Raw genomic sequence first — 15,452 nt, forward strand, 5'->3', positions numbered from 1 at the left:
CATAGGTTTGCGGCGCCTGGCCCGGAACCTCCATCCCAGGTGAGCCAACCGGCATGCCCGCGACCGCGATTCCAGTTACCTGCGGGCGCTCGACCAGCAATCGCTTGATCGCCTCGGCCGGAACATGGCCTTCCACGACATAGCCGCCAATCTCGGCCGTGTGGCACGACACCAAGGCATCGGGCACGCCGAGCCGGACCTTGAGAGGTGCGACGTCTGCAATTTCGGTCACTTCGACTGAAAACCCGGCGGCCTTCACGTGCGCGACCCAATTGCCGCAACAACCGCAGCTCGGATCGCGGGTCACGGTCATCTTTGGGAGGGCCTCGGCGGCCATTGACGGGCGCCAGAGTGTGAATGCCGCCACCGACTGCGCGGCACCAATCATCAGCGTGCGACGGGAGGGATGGATATCAATTGCCATGATGGTGTCCTTTGCCTTGGTTGTGTCTCCCTCCGATGAAGCGAGCGCGTGGCGTCCTCATCGGAAGAAGACGTATTTCACGAGTGTGGCGATCGCCAGCACTAGGACGCCGATACCGACTAGAACCGCGGCCCCCATCCCCCATCCCATGCCGCTCATGTCGTGCGTCATTGGCTCCTCCCTTGCTCAACAGCGACGGAGAGGTGTGCCGGCGCGAGGTCTGATGCAGCTTCGTTCGTCGCCGCCGCCATTGGTAGCGCCCAGCCCTTGACCAGGCCGTAGATCGCCGGGATCACCATGAGCGTCAGCACGGTTGAGGAGACCATGCCGCCGATCATCGGCACGGCGATGCGCTGCATCACCTCCGACCCGGTCCCGGTGTTCCAGAGTATCGGCAGCAGTCCGGCCATAATCGCGATCACGGTCATGATCTTGGGCCGAACGCGTTCAACCGCGCCTAGCATAATCGCCTGCTGCAGATCGGTTCGGGTGAACGGTCGCGCTTCCGTCGTGCAGCGCGCCTGCACCTCCTTCAGCGCGTGGTCGAGATAGATCAGCATGATCACGCCGGTCTCGGCCGCGACACCGGCGAGCGCGATGAAACCGACCGCGACGGCCACGGACAGGTTGAAGCCGAGCCACCACAGCAGCCAGATGCCGCCGACCAGCGCGAAGGGCAACGACAGCATGACGATAAAGGTCTCGGTCAGCCTGCGAAAGTTCAGGTAGAGCAGCAGGAAGATGATCGCGAGCGTCACCGGCACGACCAGCTTGAGGCGCGCCTCGGCCCGTTCGAGATACTCGAACTGGCCGCTCCAGGCGATGCGATAGCCCGCCGGCAGTTTGACGCTCTGCGCGATCGCGTCTTTCGCATCGCGGACATAGCCGCCGAGGTCGCGCCCGACGGTGTCGACGAAGATGTAGACCGCCAGTTCGCCGTTCTCGGTCCGGATCGAGGTCGCGCCGCGCTTGCGCTCGATGCTTGCGACCTCGCCTAGCGGCACGCTCGCTCCCGACGGCGTCGAGACCTGAACCTCGCGCGTGATCGCCTGCGGATCGGAGCGCAGGTCGCGGGGATAGCGGATGATGACGCCGTAGCGCTCGCGACCCTCGACCGTCGTCGTCACGGTCTCGCCGCCCATCGCCATCACGACGGCGTTCTGAACATCGCCGACGGAGAGCCCATAGCGGCCTAGCGCGATCCGGTCCGGCATGATGTCGAGGAAATAGCCGCCGATAACGCGCTCGGCATAGGCACTGCTGGTGCCCGGCACGGTCTTCAGCGCGGTCTCGACCTGACGCGAGATCGCCTCCATCTGCGCGAGCTCGGTGCCGAAGACCTTGACGCCGATCGGCGTGCGGATGCCCGTCGCCAGCATGTCGATGCGGGCGCGGATCGGCTGCGTCCAGGCATTGGAGACGCCGGGAAACTGCAACGCCTTGTCCATCTCCGCCTTGAGGCTGTCGAGTGTGACGCCGTCTCGCCACTGCGCCTTGGGCTTCAGGTTGATGATGGTCTCGAACATCTCGGTCGGCGCCGGGTCGGTCGCGGTCTGGGCTCGACCGGCCTTGCCGTAGACCGAGGCGACCTCCGGGAAGGAGCGGATGATCCGGTTCTGGGTCTGGAGCAGTTCGGCCGCCTTGGTCACCGAGAGTCCGGGCAGAGTCGTCGGCATATACATCAGCGTGCCTTCGTCGAGCGACGGCATGAATTCCGAGCCGAGCTGTCGCGCTGGCCAGATGCTGACGCCGAGCGTCACCAGCGCCAGCAGGATCGTCAAGGTCTTGGCCCTGAGCACGCCGCGGATGAGTGGACGGTAGAGCGCGATCAGCGCCCGGTTTATCGGGTTCTTGTGCTCCGGAATGATCCGACCGCGCACGAAGACGACCATCAGAGCCGGCACCAGCGTCACCGAGAGCAATGCCGACGCCGCCATGGCGAAGGTCTTGGTGTAGGCGAGCGGGCCGAACAGCCGCCCCTCCTCGGCCTCCAGCGTGAAGATCGGCAGGAACGAGACGGTAATGACGAGCAGGCTGAAGAACAGCGCCGGCCCGACCTCGCTTGCCGCCTCGATCAGAATCTCGATGCGCGGCTTGTCCGGCGGCGCCCGTTCAAGATGTTTATGGGCGTTCTCGATCATGACGATGGCAGCGTCGATCATGGCGCCGACGGCGATGGCGATGCCGCCCAGGCTCATGATGTTGGAGCCGAGGCCGAGCGCCTTCATTCCCGCGAAGGCCATCAGGATGCCGACGGGCAGCATGATGATCGCCACCAGGGCGCTGCGCAGATGCAGCAGGAAGACGATGCAGACCAGGGCGACGATGATGCTCTCCTCGATCAGCGTGCCCTTCAGCGTCTCGATCGCCCGCTCGATCAGCCCGGAGCGGTCATAGACCGGCACGATCTCGGCTCCGCCCGGCAGGCTGGGTGCGATCTCGGCGAGGCGGGCCTTGGCGCGCTCGATCACGGAGAGCGCATTGGCGCCGAAGCGCTGCAGGATGATGCCGCTCGCGACCTCGCCTTCGCCATTGAGCTCGGTGATGCCGCGCCGCTCGTCCGGCCCGATCTCGACCCGCGCCACATCGGAGAGGCGAAGGGGCACGCCGCGCTCGCTCTTCAGGACGATGTTCTCGATATCGGCTGTCGATTTCAGGTAGCCGCGGCCGCGCACCATGAACTCGAACTCGCTGAGCTCGACCGTGCGCCCGCCGACATCCATGTTGCTGCTGCGGACCGCCTCGCGCAGCGCAGCCAGCGAGACGCCCTGGGCGCGCAGCCGGACGGGATCGACCACGATCGCATATTGCTTGACGAAGCCGCCGACGCTCGCGACCTCGGCCACCCCCTCGGCGCGCGAGGCGGCGAAGCGCACCACCCAATCCTGCAAAGAGCGCAGCTCGGCCAGCGTCATCTCCTTGGCTATGACGGCGTATTGGTAGACCCAGCCGACGCCCGTCGCGTCCGGCCCGAGCGTCGGCGAAACGCCGGCCGGCAAGCGCCGCGCGGCGGCGTTGAGATATTCGAGCACGCGGGAGCGCGCCCAATAGGGATCGGTGCCGTCCTCGAAGATCACATAGACGAAGGAGACGCCGAAGAACGAGAAGCCGCGCACGACGCGCGCCTTCGGCACAGTCAGCATCGAGGTCGTCAGCGGATAGGTGACCTGGTCCTCGATCACCTGCGGCGCCTGGCCGGGATATTCGGTGTAGACGATGACCTGGACGTCGGAGAGGTCGGGTATGGCGTCGAGCGGCAAGGTCTTGAGCGCGTAGACTCCCGCGGCCACGGCGAAGGCAGTGGCGACGAAAACCAGGATCAGGTTGCGCGCCGACCAGTCGATCAATCGGGCGATCATGGCTTGGCCTCCGCAGGGGCGAACCCACTCAAAGCCGCCTTGAGGTTACTCTCGGCATCGATCAGGAAATTCGCCGAGACGACGACGCGATCGCCCTCGGAGACGCCGTCCGTGATCGCGACCATGCCGTCGCCGCGCCGGCCGAGCTTGACCTCGCGTGGCTCGAACCGGCCCTCGCCGCGATCGAGGATGACGATGCGGCGCGTGCCGCTATCGATCACGGCGCTGTCGGGAACCGCGAGCTCAGAGCCTGCGCCGCCGGCGTCGATTTCGACATCGGCATACATGTTCGGTAGCAGGATGCCGTCCGGATTGGCGAGCTCAACGCGGACCTTGGCAGTGCGCGTCGCCTCGGTGATCTGCGGATAGATCAGGCTGACATGGCCTACGAATGCAGTGCCGGGGCGGCCGCGCAGCCGGACCGTCGCCGGCGCGCCGATGCGGATTGCGGGCAGCTCGCGCTCCGGCACGTCGGCCAGAACCCAGATCGTCGAAATGTCGGCGAGCCGGAACAGGGTGGTTCCGGCCGCCATCTTCATACCGTCGCTGACACTTCGCTCCAGCACGATGCCGTCGCGCGGTGCCGACCAGTTGATCGTCGGCGGCACCTTCCGGCTGCGCTCGATCTCGGCAATGATCTCGGGGGGAACACCGAGGTTCTCGAGGCGTTGCCTTGCGCCGCCTTCCGGCACCCCCCGAGCCGCGGCATTGAGCTCGGTGATGAACTGGGCGCCAGCCGTGCTGATGTCAGGCGAGTAGATGCGCGCGAGCCGCGTGCCCTTGGCAACGCGGTCGCCGGTCGTCACCGGCGCGACCTCCTGGACGAAGGCGTCCGCGCGGATCGCCACCACGGAAACCCGCCGCTCGTCCAGCTGCACCGTGCCGGGCACGCGGATCGGCTGCGCGATGGCTAGGCGGCTGACGGGCTCCGAGCGCACGCCGCTGCGCTGGATGCGGCCCGGCGAGAGCTTGACGCCCCCGTCCTCGCCGCCTTCGCCTTCATGGACGGGAATGTAATCCATCCCCATCGAGTCCTTCTTCGGCACCGACGAGGTATCCGGGAGGCCCATGGGATTGCGGTAGTAGAGAATGCGGCCCTTGTCGGGCTTTGCTGCCTGCTCTGCGCCCTCCGGCTTCTCCTCGAAGCTGACGTCCTCGCTGGCATGGACGGCCCTGAACGACCTGCCGTCATCGGTCTGGCGCGGCTCAGTGGAGTACAGCGGACTCCGGTCGGGGTGCTGATAGTAGATCACCGGCCCGGTCCCGGCGCGCTCGTTCGCCGCGAACGAGCCTTCGATGCCGAGCCACGCGCGCAGGCCAGCCACCGCAAGACCGCGATGTCCGGCCCAATAGCCTGCACCTCCCGCCGCCAGAGCGGCGGCGAGAGCCAGGCCCGTGAGGGCGATGCGTTTCATGGCACGGCCTTGAGGATCAGCTTGTTTTCGAGCGTGCCAGTCTCACCCTGGATCTTGGCGCCGAGCGAGAGGCGCCAGCCCCCAGCCATGGTCAGGTTGGTCCTGAAGCGATAGGTGCCGGGCTCGCTCGAAGGCATCGCCTCGATGGGCGACGTCATTGTCCCCATGCCGTCCGGCTCCATGTCGATGCGCTGGGCGAAGATCACGGCGTCCGGAACCGGCTTGCCGGACCGCCTGTCCATCAGCTTGACGGTGATGACGATACCATTGGCCTGCTTGAATTCGCTCTGGGTGAGTTGGAATTCGTAATCCTTGATGTCCGCCAGAGCCGGCAGCGCGCCGGCGGCGAGCGGAAGCGCGGCGATGAGCGCGCGCAAAAAGTGGGTGATCATCGTGGAAATCCTGAGAAAGTCAGGCTGCCGCTCACGCGCGCGCAGCTTCAACGTGGCGTCAGCCACGGCTCACCGACCGCCCGGAGCTTCCGTGCGGCCGAAGCCGACGCCCTGGCGCCGGCGATGTCTCAGGTTCGCGGAGGTCGAGCTGGAGGTTCGCCCGGTCGCGAGATGCGCAACGCTTCATTATGCGCAAGCCCGAGTGTCACGACAACAGGTTGAACAACCATGGCAAAAACTGTTGACTCGCTCGCAAAGCACTTGGCCAAGCAGAAGCTCACTGCCGGACAATTCGTCGTGCAATCCGGCTGTTTGTCTTTCGGATTGGGGCAACACGGCATCTCAGGCGACATTGCCGCCATCGTCTCGCTGTCCATCCGGACGTAGCCAGCCTTTGCCGGCGCCACCAGGGCAGCCAACATCGTGGCCGCGACAAACAGCCCCAGGACCAATACATTCGTGAGAAGTCGAAACTTCATAGCACCTATTCTGACATACGGTCGGATATCGAAAAAGGGCGAGAACTGCGGCTGTTTGACCGGGAGCAAGCAAAATCGCTGCTTCGTGATCTCACCTTCGGCTAGTCAGCATACGGCGCAGGATGTCGTCGCGGCGATAGAGATGATGCCACAGCGCCCCAGCGACATGGATCAGCGCCAGCACCAGCAGCGTCCAACTGAGCAATCGATGCGCGGGCGCGGCGCGGAAGCTAAGAACATCGCAACGGTGCCCGTGTGCCGTAGGCCAGCGCCCCAAAGCCTCGTCGTCCCTCCCTACATTCGTCCCTGTCGGCCACCATCCGAAAAACAGAATTCAGCTCGCCATTCTCTCCCTATGAAGAGACATCTGAGAGCGAATAGGTGCGGGCAAAGCGGGGCTTTGGCCCATGGCTCTGGTCACCTCGCTGAAGCGAGCCTTCGAATCCGACCAATTTTGCATGAAATCAAACAGCTCTCGCAGAGCCGGCGCGATCTCCCGGTAAGCGGCAAGAGCGGCAACAAGTGCACCGAGCGACAACTGCCCCTTCACCACCAGATAACCACCGATGGTAAAGAAAAAGAACGGTGTCAGGTTGGAGGTGTAATTGAAGAGACCCTTGATCCTGCCTTTCAGATCGTTGATTTCCACCCGAATTGTTTCGAGACTTGCGGTCGTCCGCATCTGACGGCGCAGAATCGACAACTCCGTCGGGCTCCCTGAGATCTTCGCGCCCAGCGGGCTTGGATCGGAACCGTCCGACACCATAAGTCCGCCGAGCCTGCGCGTGGAACGAACCCGGTCACGAACCTTCGCGTTCAGCCGCTTCTGCAAAACGGGCAAAAAAGTCAGCTGCAGCGGCAGCATCAGCAACGCTGCCAGCGCCAAGGCCGGATTCTGCATCACCAGAAACAGGATGCTAGTTAGCAGAGCCCCGCCCTGAATGACAGGAACAACCGCAAGACTCCCACCAAAATACCCAATGGGCTCCACCTCTTGGACCACAACCGCAGACAGGTGCGCGCGCTGCTCAGCCGTCATACCTGCTCGTGCCCGACGCCAAACGCCGAGCCGAAGCCTGCGGACTAAGCGTTCGCTCACACGGCCACGGATACGCGTAGCTGCGTACTTGACCATCCCGTTTAGTGTCAGGGCTCCCAAATAACCAGCGCACAGCGCGAACAGAAGCGCCATGCGATCGAGCGAGACGCCCAAGAACGTCATGTCCACGTGGCCGCTATCGCTGGCATCGGCGAGAGCGTGATTGATAATGTGCTTGGGTATCTCAAGCAGAAGCCATGCCGTTGGAAGGGTCATGATCGAAATGATCACGAGCTTCGCTTGTGGCTTCGCCGTGGCGCGGATGATGTATGCTTCAAGCGATCGGGCACGATCGCCGACGCTTGGACGATCGGCGGCGCGCGCAGTTGCTGCTCGCAAACGCGCGCGGCGATGGCGTTCTGCATAGAAACGCCGAAGAAAAAATCGGGCGGCAATCCACAGCGTCCATCCCGGCGCGACAAGAAACAACAGCGCCGCCGCAACATTGATCAGCCAATGACCATGCGGATAATCAAGCCCCATGATCCGGTGGCCCAGGTCATGGATAAACTGAATTGTAGAATTCACGTCTTTTGGACTCAACATTTAGTGCCGGAATGGAACCAGCGTCGGCGCGGCCTGCTTTCGCCTTGGAATTATTAGCGTACTAGCTCGGGGGCGCGCGCAGTGTGCGATACAGATCGTCCACCCTATCAAGCGCGATCATTCGTGACGACTTTGTGGTGATCCTGATCATTCGGCGACCTTTGCCATTGATGGCGTGCTTTACACCCGCGGCTTCATTCCGGATCATCTTTGCTACGAGACGGATCATCTGCCGAGTAGCGCCCATTCGTGCAGACGATCTTGAAGCGCCTGGCGAAGCAGTTCGCCTCGTAGACCTCGCTCTGTCCGATAGGTTCGAGGCGCGTGACCTTGGCGCTGGGGCACGACGCTTCAATAAGCGCGCGTTGCAGATCACCATCGTCCGCTCGCACCTGAAGCGCAAAAAGCGCCAAAGGAAGCATCAGCAAGACCAATCGCATGGCTCGCCTTTCAATCTAATCTTATTGTTTGCATGTTTGGGTGCGAGGCCTCCAATGGGCCCGCAAAAACTATGCTTCCCGACCAACACGGCGCCCGCTGAAGCAACCGTCGGGCGTCGAAGAAGACGGCGGATTGGCTATATCATCCGGGTTGCAGCGAACGGCGATTTGTGCGGCAGGACGGCTTTACGTCCTGCCGCACATTGGGATCACTTGGCCTTTTGCAGCTTGGTCACGGTGATTTGGCCGTTGACGCGGTCGGCGGTGAACTTGACCTTCTCGCCGGCCTTGAGATCCTTCAGCATGGCCGGATCGGCGGCCTTGAACACCATCGTCATGCCTTCCATGTCGAGGTTCTTGATCGGGCCATGGTCGAGGGTGACCTTGCCCTGGGCGGTATCGACCTTCTTGACCGTCGCGTTCACCAATGGCGCGTCCTGAGCCAGAGCGGCGGTGGTGAGGCCGCCGCCAATAATCGCAATCGCGAGGAGTTTACGCATCATCGTCTCCATCAGTGGTTGGGATGTTGCCATCGTCACTTGACGATGATCTTGCCGGTCATGCCCGCCTCGCGGTGACCGGGGATCAGGCAGGAGAAGTCGAACTCACCGGCTTTGGTGAACTGCCAGACGATCTCGCCGGCCTTCTTCGGAGCGAGGCGCTTGGCGTTCGGGTCGTCATGCTCCATGTCGGGGTTCTTCTGCATCTCGACGGCGTGCTTGAGGTTCTCCTCGAGGGTTGCCAAAACGAGTTCGTGGTCGAGCTCGCCATTATTGCGGAGCTGGAATTTCACCTGCTCGCCGCGACGGACCTCGATCCGGTCCGGAATGAACTGCATCTTGCCGTCGCGCTCAGCCATCGAGACCTGCACGATGCGGGCGGGCTTCTTGGCATCGCCCGGCTTGCCATAAGCGGTCTCATCGCCATGACCATGGCCAGCCCCGCCGGGGCCAGCCAGGGCGGCGCCGGCCGAAAGCAGGACTGCCAGGGTTGCAAATTTCAGTCTCGACATCTTCGTCGTCATGCGTCTTCTCCAGAATGGATTGATCGGAGTTCAGTGATTGGAATGCGGGCTCTTGGCGCCGGGCAGTGGTTTTCCGTCCGGCCCGAGCCTAGGTTTGCGCGGATCCTTGACGCGCCAATCGACAGACTGGACGCCGCTGTCAGGCCCCTTTGCGCGCGGGGCCTCGGTGAGCTTTTCGCCCTTGTACTCGAATGCCACCGTTCCTTCGGGATTCTTGTAGGGACCCGGATCCTTGTAGTCGGTCTTGGCGAGCCCCTCGCGCACCTTCACGACCGAGAACATGCCGCCCATCTCGACAGGACCGAACTGGGCGAAGCCCGTCATCATCGGCAAGGTGTTGTTCGGCAGCGGCATCTCCATGGACCCCATCTCACCCATGCCGTTCGAACCCATCGGCATGTAGCCGGGTGCTATCTTGGCGATGCGCTTGGCCAGGTCCTTCTTGCCGACGCCGATATAGGTCTTCACCGAATGGCCCATGGCGTTCATGGTGTGATGCGATTTGTGGCAGTGGATCGCCCAGTCGCCTGGCTCATCGGCGACGAAATCGAAGGCCCGCATCTGGCCGACGGCGCAGTCAATCGAAACCTCGTCCCAGGCCGCAGCCGGATCGACCCAGCCGCCGTCAGTGCAGGAAACTTTGAACTCGTAGCCATGCATGTGGATCGGGTGGTTGGTCATGGTCAGGTTGCCGAAGCGGATGCGGACCTTGTCGTTCTTACCCACCACGAACGGGTCGATGCCCGGAAAGACCCGGCTGTTCCAGCACCACAGGTTGAAATCGAGCATGGTGTTGACCTTCGGCACATAGGAGCCGGCCTCGATGTCGAAGGCGTTGAGCAGGAAGACGAAGTCGCGGTCGACGCGGCGGAAGGCCGGATCCTTGGGATGGACGACGAAGAAGCCCATCATGCCCATCGCCATCTGCACCATCTCGTCGGAATGGGGATGGTACATATAGGTGCCGGAGCGCCTGAGCTGGAACTCGTAGACGAAGGTCTTGCCCGGCGGGATATGCGGCTGCGTCAACCCGCCAACACCGTCCATGCCGTTGGGCAAGCGCTGGCCATGCCAGTGGATCGTCGTGTTTTCGGGCAGCTTGTTGCTGACGAAGATGCGGACCTTGTCGCCCTCGACCGCCTCGATCGTTGGGCCCGGCGACTGGCCGTTATAGCCCCACAGGAACGCCTTCATACCCGGCGCCAGCTCGCGCTCGACCGGCTCGGCGACGAGATGGAACTCCTTCCAGTCGCCGTTCATGCGCCATGGCAGGGTCCAGCCGTTCAGCGTCGCCACCGGCTGGTAGTCCGGGCCGGTGGTGGGGACGAGCGGCGCCTGCGTCGAGGCTTCCGTCATGGTCGGTGCCTCGGGCACCGAAGCGAAGGCCGTGCGGCCGGAGACGGCGCTTGCACCGGCAAGGACGAGGCCGGACGAACCGATGAAGCCTCTGCGTGACATGGTCATGGTGCCGTTCCTTGCTCTAGTGACCTGCGCCGCCGCCATCGCCGCCCGCGGCAGCCGCGACTGCGGCCCCACCGCCGCCAGCGCTGCCGCCGCCGATCACCACATGCTTCAAGTCGGTATGGGCGATCCAGAAGTCGCGCCGGGCATTAATCGCCGCAACATTGGAGAGAATGCGGCCGCGCGCATCGACAAGGAGCTGCGTCACGTCGATCAGCATGCCGCTATAGTGCAGCTGCGACTCGTCCTGGATGATCTTGCGCAGCGGCAGGACGTTGTTCTGGTACTGCCGGGCGATGTCGTAGGTGGCGCGATAGCTGGTATAGGCCTCGCGCGCTTCCGAGCGGATATTGACCGCCTTTTCGGCGAGCCTGTTGGCGGCCTGCATATAGGTCTGCTCGGCCTGGGCGACGCGTGACTGTCCGAAATCAAAGATCGGGATCTCGATTTCGAGTTCGAGCGTGCGACTCCTGCTCGTCTCGCGCTCGACGTCGCCATCCGGCAGAACGCGGCGTCCGCGGTCATAGGTCCGCCGGCCGAGCAGATCGATGTCGTTGACGAAGCGCGTTGCCTGGGTGAGGCCAAGCGACTTTGCCAGCGCGTCGAGATCGCCCCGGGCGACCTGGAGATCGATCCGCTTGCGCAGTGCCTCCGATTCAATGGACTTGGCGGTTTGGATGCGAGGCAGCGGCGTGAGAGTGTTAGGAATCTGAAACTTCAGATCGTTGCCCCAGAGGCCGAGCAGCCGCACGAGGCGTTCCCGCTCCTGGCGCTGCTGCAGCCGGGCCTGGGCGAGCTGGGCGCCGAGCTCGGCGTCGAAGGCGAACTCGCGGGCCTGGTCGAGCTTGTTGATGCCGCCGGACTCGCCGAGACGCTTGAACAGCTCGGAGGCGGCGTCAGTCGAGCTCTTGGCCTGCTCGAAGAAACCCGCCTGCGCATTGGCGGCGACGGCCCGGTAATATTGCCGGCGCGTATCGGCTGCGAGCCTCAGCACAGCTTCCGCCGTGCGCAGCTGCGCCGTCTGGAATTTTTCGCGGGCGATTGCGGCGCGGGCCGGCAAGGTGGCAAGCGCGAAGAGGCTGCCCGCGACCTGACGCTCGATCTCCAGCTCAAACCGTCCCGAAAGCTTGGAGATGCCAAAGCGGGGATTGGGCGGCAGGCTTGCGGCGACCATTTGCGCCTCGGCGATGCCGAGTTCGTTGAAGGCGGCCTGCAGGCCGCGGTTGCTGAGCAGCGCGATCTGCACAGCGGAATCCGCCGTCAGCGGCTTCTTCAGGAGCTGGTCGACCCGCGCCTTGGCGCTGCCGGCCACAGCCTCGTCTCCGATCTTGACCACATCCTTGTTGAGTTCGGTGTAGGCGATGGTCTGTGCCGGGCCGACGCCGCCATCGGCGGAGAAGGTGGCACAACCGCCGAGCAGAGCCGTGACGCCGGCAAGAAGCGCCAGACGGGACATGCGGCTGGCGCCAATCATTACAGGCATAGGCAAAGCGTCCCCCTTGTCAGTCATTCGACGGCGTTGGCTGTCACGCGCCTGGGCTGGTTGGTCTGATTGAAGCATTGACGTCACGGCTGCGGACCGACGCGGCGATTGAGATCGCGCCAGTCCTTGGGCTCAGCCGGGCGCATCGAAGTCAGGCCGGCGCTGACACTCTGATAGGATAGCGCCGGAACGCGGGCGTTCGGATCGGCCGGCTGCGCCAGATGTACTGGCACAGGAGCGACCGAGCAGGCCCCAAGGGCCAGCCCCAAAAGCGCAGCGCTAGCGACAACAATAACGCCCGGACGCTTGGCCGGAAAGCCTCCGACTCGGTTTGCTGCTGCGCATGAGATCGTTGGGTTGCTCCGATAAGGCATCGCCATCCTACTTTCGCCAGCTCTGAGTCGCGACAATACCGGTCGGGTCATCGGTTGTGCGTTACAAATTATTTCAGCACGCCGCGATGCCGCCGCCCCCAAGCGGATCCGTCATTTGATCGCTGTTCCACCGAGTTCCCGATAAAGGGCCTCGACACCGTCGCTGTAGGCGGCTTCCGGAAATCGTTCGCAATAAGCGCGGAGGAATGCCAGTTGCGCCACAATCGGAAAGCGCATGGGAAGAAGCGTCAGTTGTTCATCAACGCCGATCGGCGCGGTAAACAGGATCCCGCTCATAAACCCCTGCGCCCAAGCGAAATACTCGCGCTCCTCGATCGGATTGACAGAAACAGCTTCGGAGAATTGCCGGCAAGTTGATGTTCCGGTTCCGACAATCGCGACTGTCTGCGCGGTAGAAATTGAATTGAATGCGACGCACCCAAATAGCGTCAAAAAAACGCCTGTGCCTATCCGACCGATTCGAGCTCGGCGTTTCATAATCGACTGGATCTCTTTGCCATTCATCAAGATTTTCGGCGCCAGAGAACCTGAAAACCGGCTCATGGCCTACGTCAGATCAAGGACATCACGCAAAACGACGCTGAATTTTCTAGCAGCCGGCGGAGCATCGCGTCCGTTACAAATTGTATCAAAACAGGGTCTGCTGAGAGACGCGCCTTACCTATAAAGTACCCGTCAGGTAAGCGGTTGGCGCTCGGAACGGGTAAGGATCGATAGCCATGGAAAATCGGGACAGTATGCCGACGCCCGAGGATCACGGTCACATCCTTCTCGTCGATGATGATCCGCAGTTGCGCTTGCTCGTTGCAAGGTTTCTCCAAAGATATCGGTATCAGGTGACAGCCGTCCCGGATGGGCGCGTGATGCTCGATATTCTCGCCCGATCCCAGATCGATCTGATTATCTTGGATTATATGCTTCCTGGGAGCTCGGGTATCGAGCTCTGTCGCCACGTTCGGCGGACATCGAAAATTCCAATCGTTATGTTGACAGCACGAAGCGATGAAGATGATCGGATCAGCGGCCTTGAGGTCGGAGCCGATGATTACATTTCAAAGCCGTTTAGCCCTCGTGAGTTACTGGCGCGAATCCGCGCTGTATTACGTAGATCACGCGCGACGAGGGATGATAATCAAATCACCGTAACCGAGATCGTTACTTTTGATAACTGGACTCTGGACCTACGTCGGCGTGAGCTTGTCTCTCCTTCTGGCGTTCTGGTCGACCTTTCGACCGGCGAGTTCGACTTGCTCGTCGCCTTCGTCGAACACGCCAACCGAGTCTTGTCTCGCGAAGCCTTGATGCAATTGGCCAAGACCCGGGCTGGCGACCAGTTCGACCGGACCATCGACGTGCAAATCAGTCGCTTGCGTCGAAAACTCGAACAGGATGAGAGCGGGAGCCCCCTGATCAAGACCGTCCGGGGCGTGGGCTACCTCTTCACGCCCAATGTCAGGATAAGGCAAGGGCAGCCGGCGTGAAACGCATCCTGAAACGCCCCCTGCCCGACACGGTCGCGAGCCGCGCGATCCTGATCCTCGTCGCGGCCCTTTTGGCCTTCCACCTCGTTGGCTATTGGGCTTATCGCGTCGGCGTCGAAAGCCTGGCGACGGCCCAGCGCGATCGCGGTCTTGCCGAGCGCATCGTCTCGATCAAGCGCGCCATCGCCAGTATCCCGCAGGAACCGGAACGCGACCGCGCCGCGCACGATCTGTCGAGCGCCAGCCTTGAGGTGCATTGGAGCAAAGTCAGCCTCGTCCTCGGTTCCGCTCCGATGACGGAACGGACGCAGACCATGGAGGCCAGGCTCAAAGAATTGGTGCCTGATCTCGCCTCGGAATCCTTCCGCGTCGGTTTCGCCGACGATGGCGCGCTCGGTTCCGGCGATGCCGATGCTTATCGTCACATGATGCTGGTCTCGGTCCGGCTTGAGGATGGTTCCTGGGTCAATTTCTCGTCATCGACGTTGGGCGCGGCACAGCATGCCGACTGGAGCGTGCTCGCGGTCACCATCTGCTTCGGCGTCGCTATCGTCGTTGTGGCTGTCTTGCTGCTGCGTTGGGCAACGCGACCGCTGCGCGATCTCGCCGTGGCGGCCGAACGCTTCAGCCTGGACCAGATCCCTCAACAGCTCGACGAGAGCGGTCCGACCGAGGTCCGACGCGCCGCACGCGCCTTCAACACGATGCGTGAACGCATCCAGCGCCTCGTTGCCGAGCGCATGCAGGCACTGGCAGCTGTCTCCCACGATCTGCGCACTCCGATCACGCGCCTGCGCCTACGTTCGGAGCTGCTGGAAGATGAGGCGACCCGCGATCTCATCGACGCCGACCTGTCCGAGATGGAAGGGATGATCGACTCGACGCTGGAATTCCTACGCGGCGGCGTATCGAGCGAAGCGACCCGTCCTATCGATATTGCCTCGATCGTCGAGACCATCGTCGACGAACAAGCCGACCAGGGTAAACGCATCACGCTGAGCGGACTCGGTCACGGCCGCGCACTGGGCCGGCTACTCGCCCTGAAGCGCGCCTTCTGGAACATCATCGGCAATGCCGTGAAATACGCTGATCGGACCAGGGTCGAGATTAGCGAGACGCCGAACAACCTGTTGGTCGTAGTCGATGACGACGGCCCGGGCATTCCCGATGCTGATATGGAGCGGGTCTTCCAGCCCTTCGTACGGCTGGAGGAATCGCGCGGTCGCGAGACCGGCGGCTCGGGGCTGGGCCTGACGATCGCCCGCGCCGTGATCCGTTCTCATGGTGGCGAGATCGTGCTGGCGAACCGGCCCGAAGGCGGGTTGCGGGTGACGATCACCCTGCCGAAGCTGGCTCCTACCACGCGACCAATCGCTGATGCGATGGGAGATCATCACCCTCCCGCTGCCACATCCACCATCGCGGCGCGCTCCTGAAGCGATTGCCCGAACCGG

Annotated in this window: 16 protein-coding genes; 2 read left to right on the forward strand and 14 right to left on the reverse strand. The window is 62.9% G+C overall.

The window, feature by feature from the left end:
• The 13 genes from AC1RMY_RS22115 to AC1RMY_RS22175 form a co-directional block, all read right to left on the reverse strand.
• Positions 1 to 424 (reverse strand): DUF411 domain-containing protein (locus AC1RMY_RS22115; protein WP_492868211.1); only part of this gene is annotated, 424 nt, incomplete at its 3' end.
• 167 nt (positions 425 to 591) lie between these two features.
• A complete protein-coding gene (locus AC1RMY_RS22120; protein WP_492868213.1) occupies positions 592 to 3,783 on the reverse strand; it encodes an efflux RND transporter permease subunit in 3,192 nt (1,063 codons plus the stop codon).
• Entirely contained in the window at positions 3,780 to 5,198 is a 1,419-nt protein-coding gene (locus AC1RMY_RS22125; protein ID WP_492868215.1) for an efflux RND transporter periplasmic adaptor subunit, read from the reverse strand. Before AC1RMY_RS22125 ends, AC1RMY_RS22120 begins: the two co-directional genes overlap by 4 nt.
• Positions 5,195 to 5,590, reverse strand: a complete 396-nt coding sequence (locus tag AC1RMY_RS22130; RefSeq protein ID WP_492868217.1) for a FixH family protein — start codon at positions 5,588 to 5,590, stop codon at positions 5,195 to 5,197. The genes AC1RMY_RS22125 and AC1RMY_RS22130 overlap by 4 nt, the downstream gene beginning before the upstream one ends.
• Before the next feature lie 570 nt (positions 5,591 to 6,160).
• Positions 6,161 to 6,346: a cytochrome b gene (locus AC1RMY_RS22135; RefSeq protein WP_492868219.1), complete on the reverse strand. Its 186-nt coding sequence runs from the start codon at positions 6,344 to 6,346 to the stop codon at positions 6,161 to 6,163.
• A gap of 57 nt (positions 6,347 to 6,403) precedes the next feature.
• Positions 6,404 to 7,651, reverse strand: a complete 1,248-nt coding sequence (locus tag AC1RMY_RS22140; protein ID WP_492868221.1) for a multidrug ABC transporter ATPase — start codon at positions 7,649 to 7,651, stop codon at positions 6,404 to 6,406.
• Positions 7,652 to 7,908: 257 nt separating this feature from the next.
• Positions 7,909 to 8,154, reverse strand: a complete 246-nt coding sequence (locus AC1RMY_RS22145) for a hypothetical protein (RefSeq protein ID WP_492868223.1) — start codon at positions 8,152 to 8,154, stop codon at positions 7,909 to 7,911.
• Between the two features lie 209 nt (positions 8,155 to 8,363).
• The gene (locus AC1RMY_RS22150; protein ID WP_492868225.1) at positions 8,364 to 8,657 is read right to left on the reverse strand and encodes a copper-binding protein; all 294 of its coding nucleotides are present in this window, start codon (positions 8,655 to 8,657) and stop codon (positions 8,364 to 8,366) included.
• Between the two features lie 32 nt (positions 8,658 to 8,689).
• Positions 8,690 to 9,166 carry a cupredoxin domain-containing protein gene (locus AC1RMY_RS22155; protein WP_492868516.1) on the reverse strand — a complete coding sequence of 159 codons (477 nt, stop codon included), beginning with the start codon at positions 9,164 to 9,166 and terminating at the stop codon, positions 8,690 to 8,692.
• 42 nt (positions 9,167 to 9,208) lie between these two features.
• Positions 9,209 to 10,642 (reverse strand): multicopper oxidase family protein, encoded by a 1,434-nt coding sequence (locus AC1RMY_RS22160; protein WP_492868227.1) that lies wholly within the window; start codon positions 10,640 to 10,642, stop codon positions 9,209 to 9,211.
• A gap of 16 nt (positions 10,643 to 10,658) precedes the next feature.
• Entirely contained in the window at positions 10,659 to 12,095 is a 1,437-nt protein-coding gene (locus tag AC1RMY_RS22165) for a TolC family protein (protein ID WP_492868229.1), read from the reverse strand.
• A gap of 110 nt (positions 12,096 to 12,205) precedes the next feature.
• A complete protein-coding gene (locus tag AC1RMY_RS22170; RefSeq protein WP_492868231.1) occupies positions 12,206 to 12,355 on the reverse strand; it encodes a hypothetical protein in 150 nt (49 codons plus the stop codon).
• A 252-nt stretch (positions 12,356 to 12,607) separates the two neighbouring features.
• Positions 12,608 to 13,060, reverse strand: coding sequence for a hypothetical protein (locus AC1RMY_RS22175; protein ID WP_492868233.1), 453 nt, complete (start codon positions 13,058 to 13,060; stop codon positions 12,608 to 12,610).
• Positions 13,061 to 13,236: 176 nt separating this feature from the next.
• Here AC1RMY_RS22175 and AC1RMY_RS22180 point away from each other — a divergent pair, with 176 nt between their 5' ends.
• The gene (locus AC1RMY_RS22180) at positions 13,237 to 13,998 is read left to right on the forward strand and encodes a response regulator (RefSeq protein ID WP_492868235.1); all 762 of its coding nucleotides are present in this window, start codon (positions 13,237 to 13,239) and stop codon (positions 13,996 to 13,998) included.
• Here the strand turns inward: AC1RMY_RS22180 and AC1RMY_RS22185 are convergent.
• Positions 13,950 to 14,255 (reverse strand): hypothetical protein, encoded by a 306-nt coding sequence (locus AC1RMY_RS22185; RefSeq protein WP_492868237.1) that lies wholly within the window; start codon positions 14,253 to 14,255, stop codon positions 13,950 to 13,952. The two genes, AC1RMY_RS22180 and AC1RMY_RS22185, sit on opposite strands and share 49 nt — an antisense overlap.
• Positions 14,256 to 14,312: 57 nt before the next feature.
• Between AC1RMY_RS22185 and AC1RMY_RS22190 the strand changes: the two genes are divergently transcribed.
• Positions 14,313 to 15,434 carry an ATP-binding protein gene (locus AC1RMY_RS22190; protein ID WP_492868238.1) on the forward strand — a complete coding sequence of 374 codons (1,122 nt, stop codon included), beginning with the start codon at positions 14,313 to 14,315 and terminating at the stop codon, positions 15,432 to 15,434.
• The last annotated feature ends 18 nt before the right edge of the window (positions 15,435 to 15,452 follow it).

This window comes from Allobosea sp. GW822-FHT03F07, assembly GCF_058801345.1.

What these genes read in the sequence shown, in the direction of transcription:
- AC1RMY_RS22150 (WP_492868225.1), bottom strand. Translation starts at nt 8,657, where the DNA reads ATGATGCGTAAACTCCTCGCGATTGCGATTATTGGCGGCGGCCTCACC.
- AC1RMY_RS22175 (WP_492868233.1), bottom strand. Translation starts at nt 13,060, where the DNA reads ATGAGCCGGTTTTCAGGTTCTCTGGCGCCGAAAATCTTGATGAATGGC.
- AC1RMY_RS22155 (WP_492868516.1), bottom strand. Translation starts at nt 9,166, where the DNA reads ATGTCGAGACTGAAATTTGCAACCCTGGCAGTCCTGCTTTCGGCCGGC.
- AC1RMY_RS22160 (WP_492868227.1), bottom strand. Translation starts at nt 10,642, where the DNA reads ATGACCATGTCACGCAGAGGCTTCATCGGTTCGTCCGGCCTCGTCCTT.
- AC1RMY_RS22180 (WP_492868235.1), top strand. Translation starts at nt 13,237, where the DNA reads ATGGAAAATCGGGACAGTATGCCGACGCCCGAGGATCACGGTCACATC.
- AC1RMY_RS22125 (WP_492868215.1), bottom strand. Translation starts at nt 5,198, where the DNA reads ATGAAACGCATCGCCCTCACGGGCCTGGCTCTCGCCGCCGCTCTGGCG.
- AC1RMY_RS22190 (WP_492868238.1), top strand. Translation starts at nt 14,313, where the DNA reads ATGGAGGCCAGGCTCAAAGAATTGGTGCCTGATCTCGCCTCGGAATCC.
- AC1RMY_RS22145 (WP_492868223.1), bottom strand. Translation starts at nt 8,154, where the DNA reads ATGCGATTGGTCTTGCTGATGCTTCCTTTGGCGCTTTTTGCGCTTCAG.
- AC1RMY_RS22130 (WP_492868217.1), bottom strand. Translation starts at nt 5,590, where the DNA reads ATGATCACCCACTTTTTGCGCGCGCTCATCGCCGCGCTTCCGCTCGCC.
- AC1RMY_RS22140 (WP_492868221.1), bottom strand. Translation starts at nt 7,651, where the DNA reads ATGGGGCTTGATTATCCGCATGGTCATTGGCTGATCAATGTTGCGGCG.
- AC1RMY_RS22120 (WP_492868213.1), bottom strand. Translation starts at nt 3,783, where the DNA reads ATGATCGCCCGATTGATCGACTGGTCGGCGCGCAACCTGATCCTGGTT.
- AC1RMY_RS22165 (WP_492868229.1), bottom strand. Translation starts at nt 12,095, where the DNA reads ATGTCCCGTCTGGCGCTTCTTGCCGGCGTCACGGCTCTGCTCGGCGGT.
- AC1RMY_RS22185 (WP_492868237.1), bottom strand. Translation starts at nt 14,255, where the DNA reads ATGCACCTCAAGGCTGGCGCTCGACAGATCGTGCGCGGCGCGGTCGCG.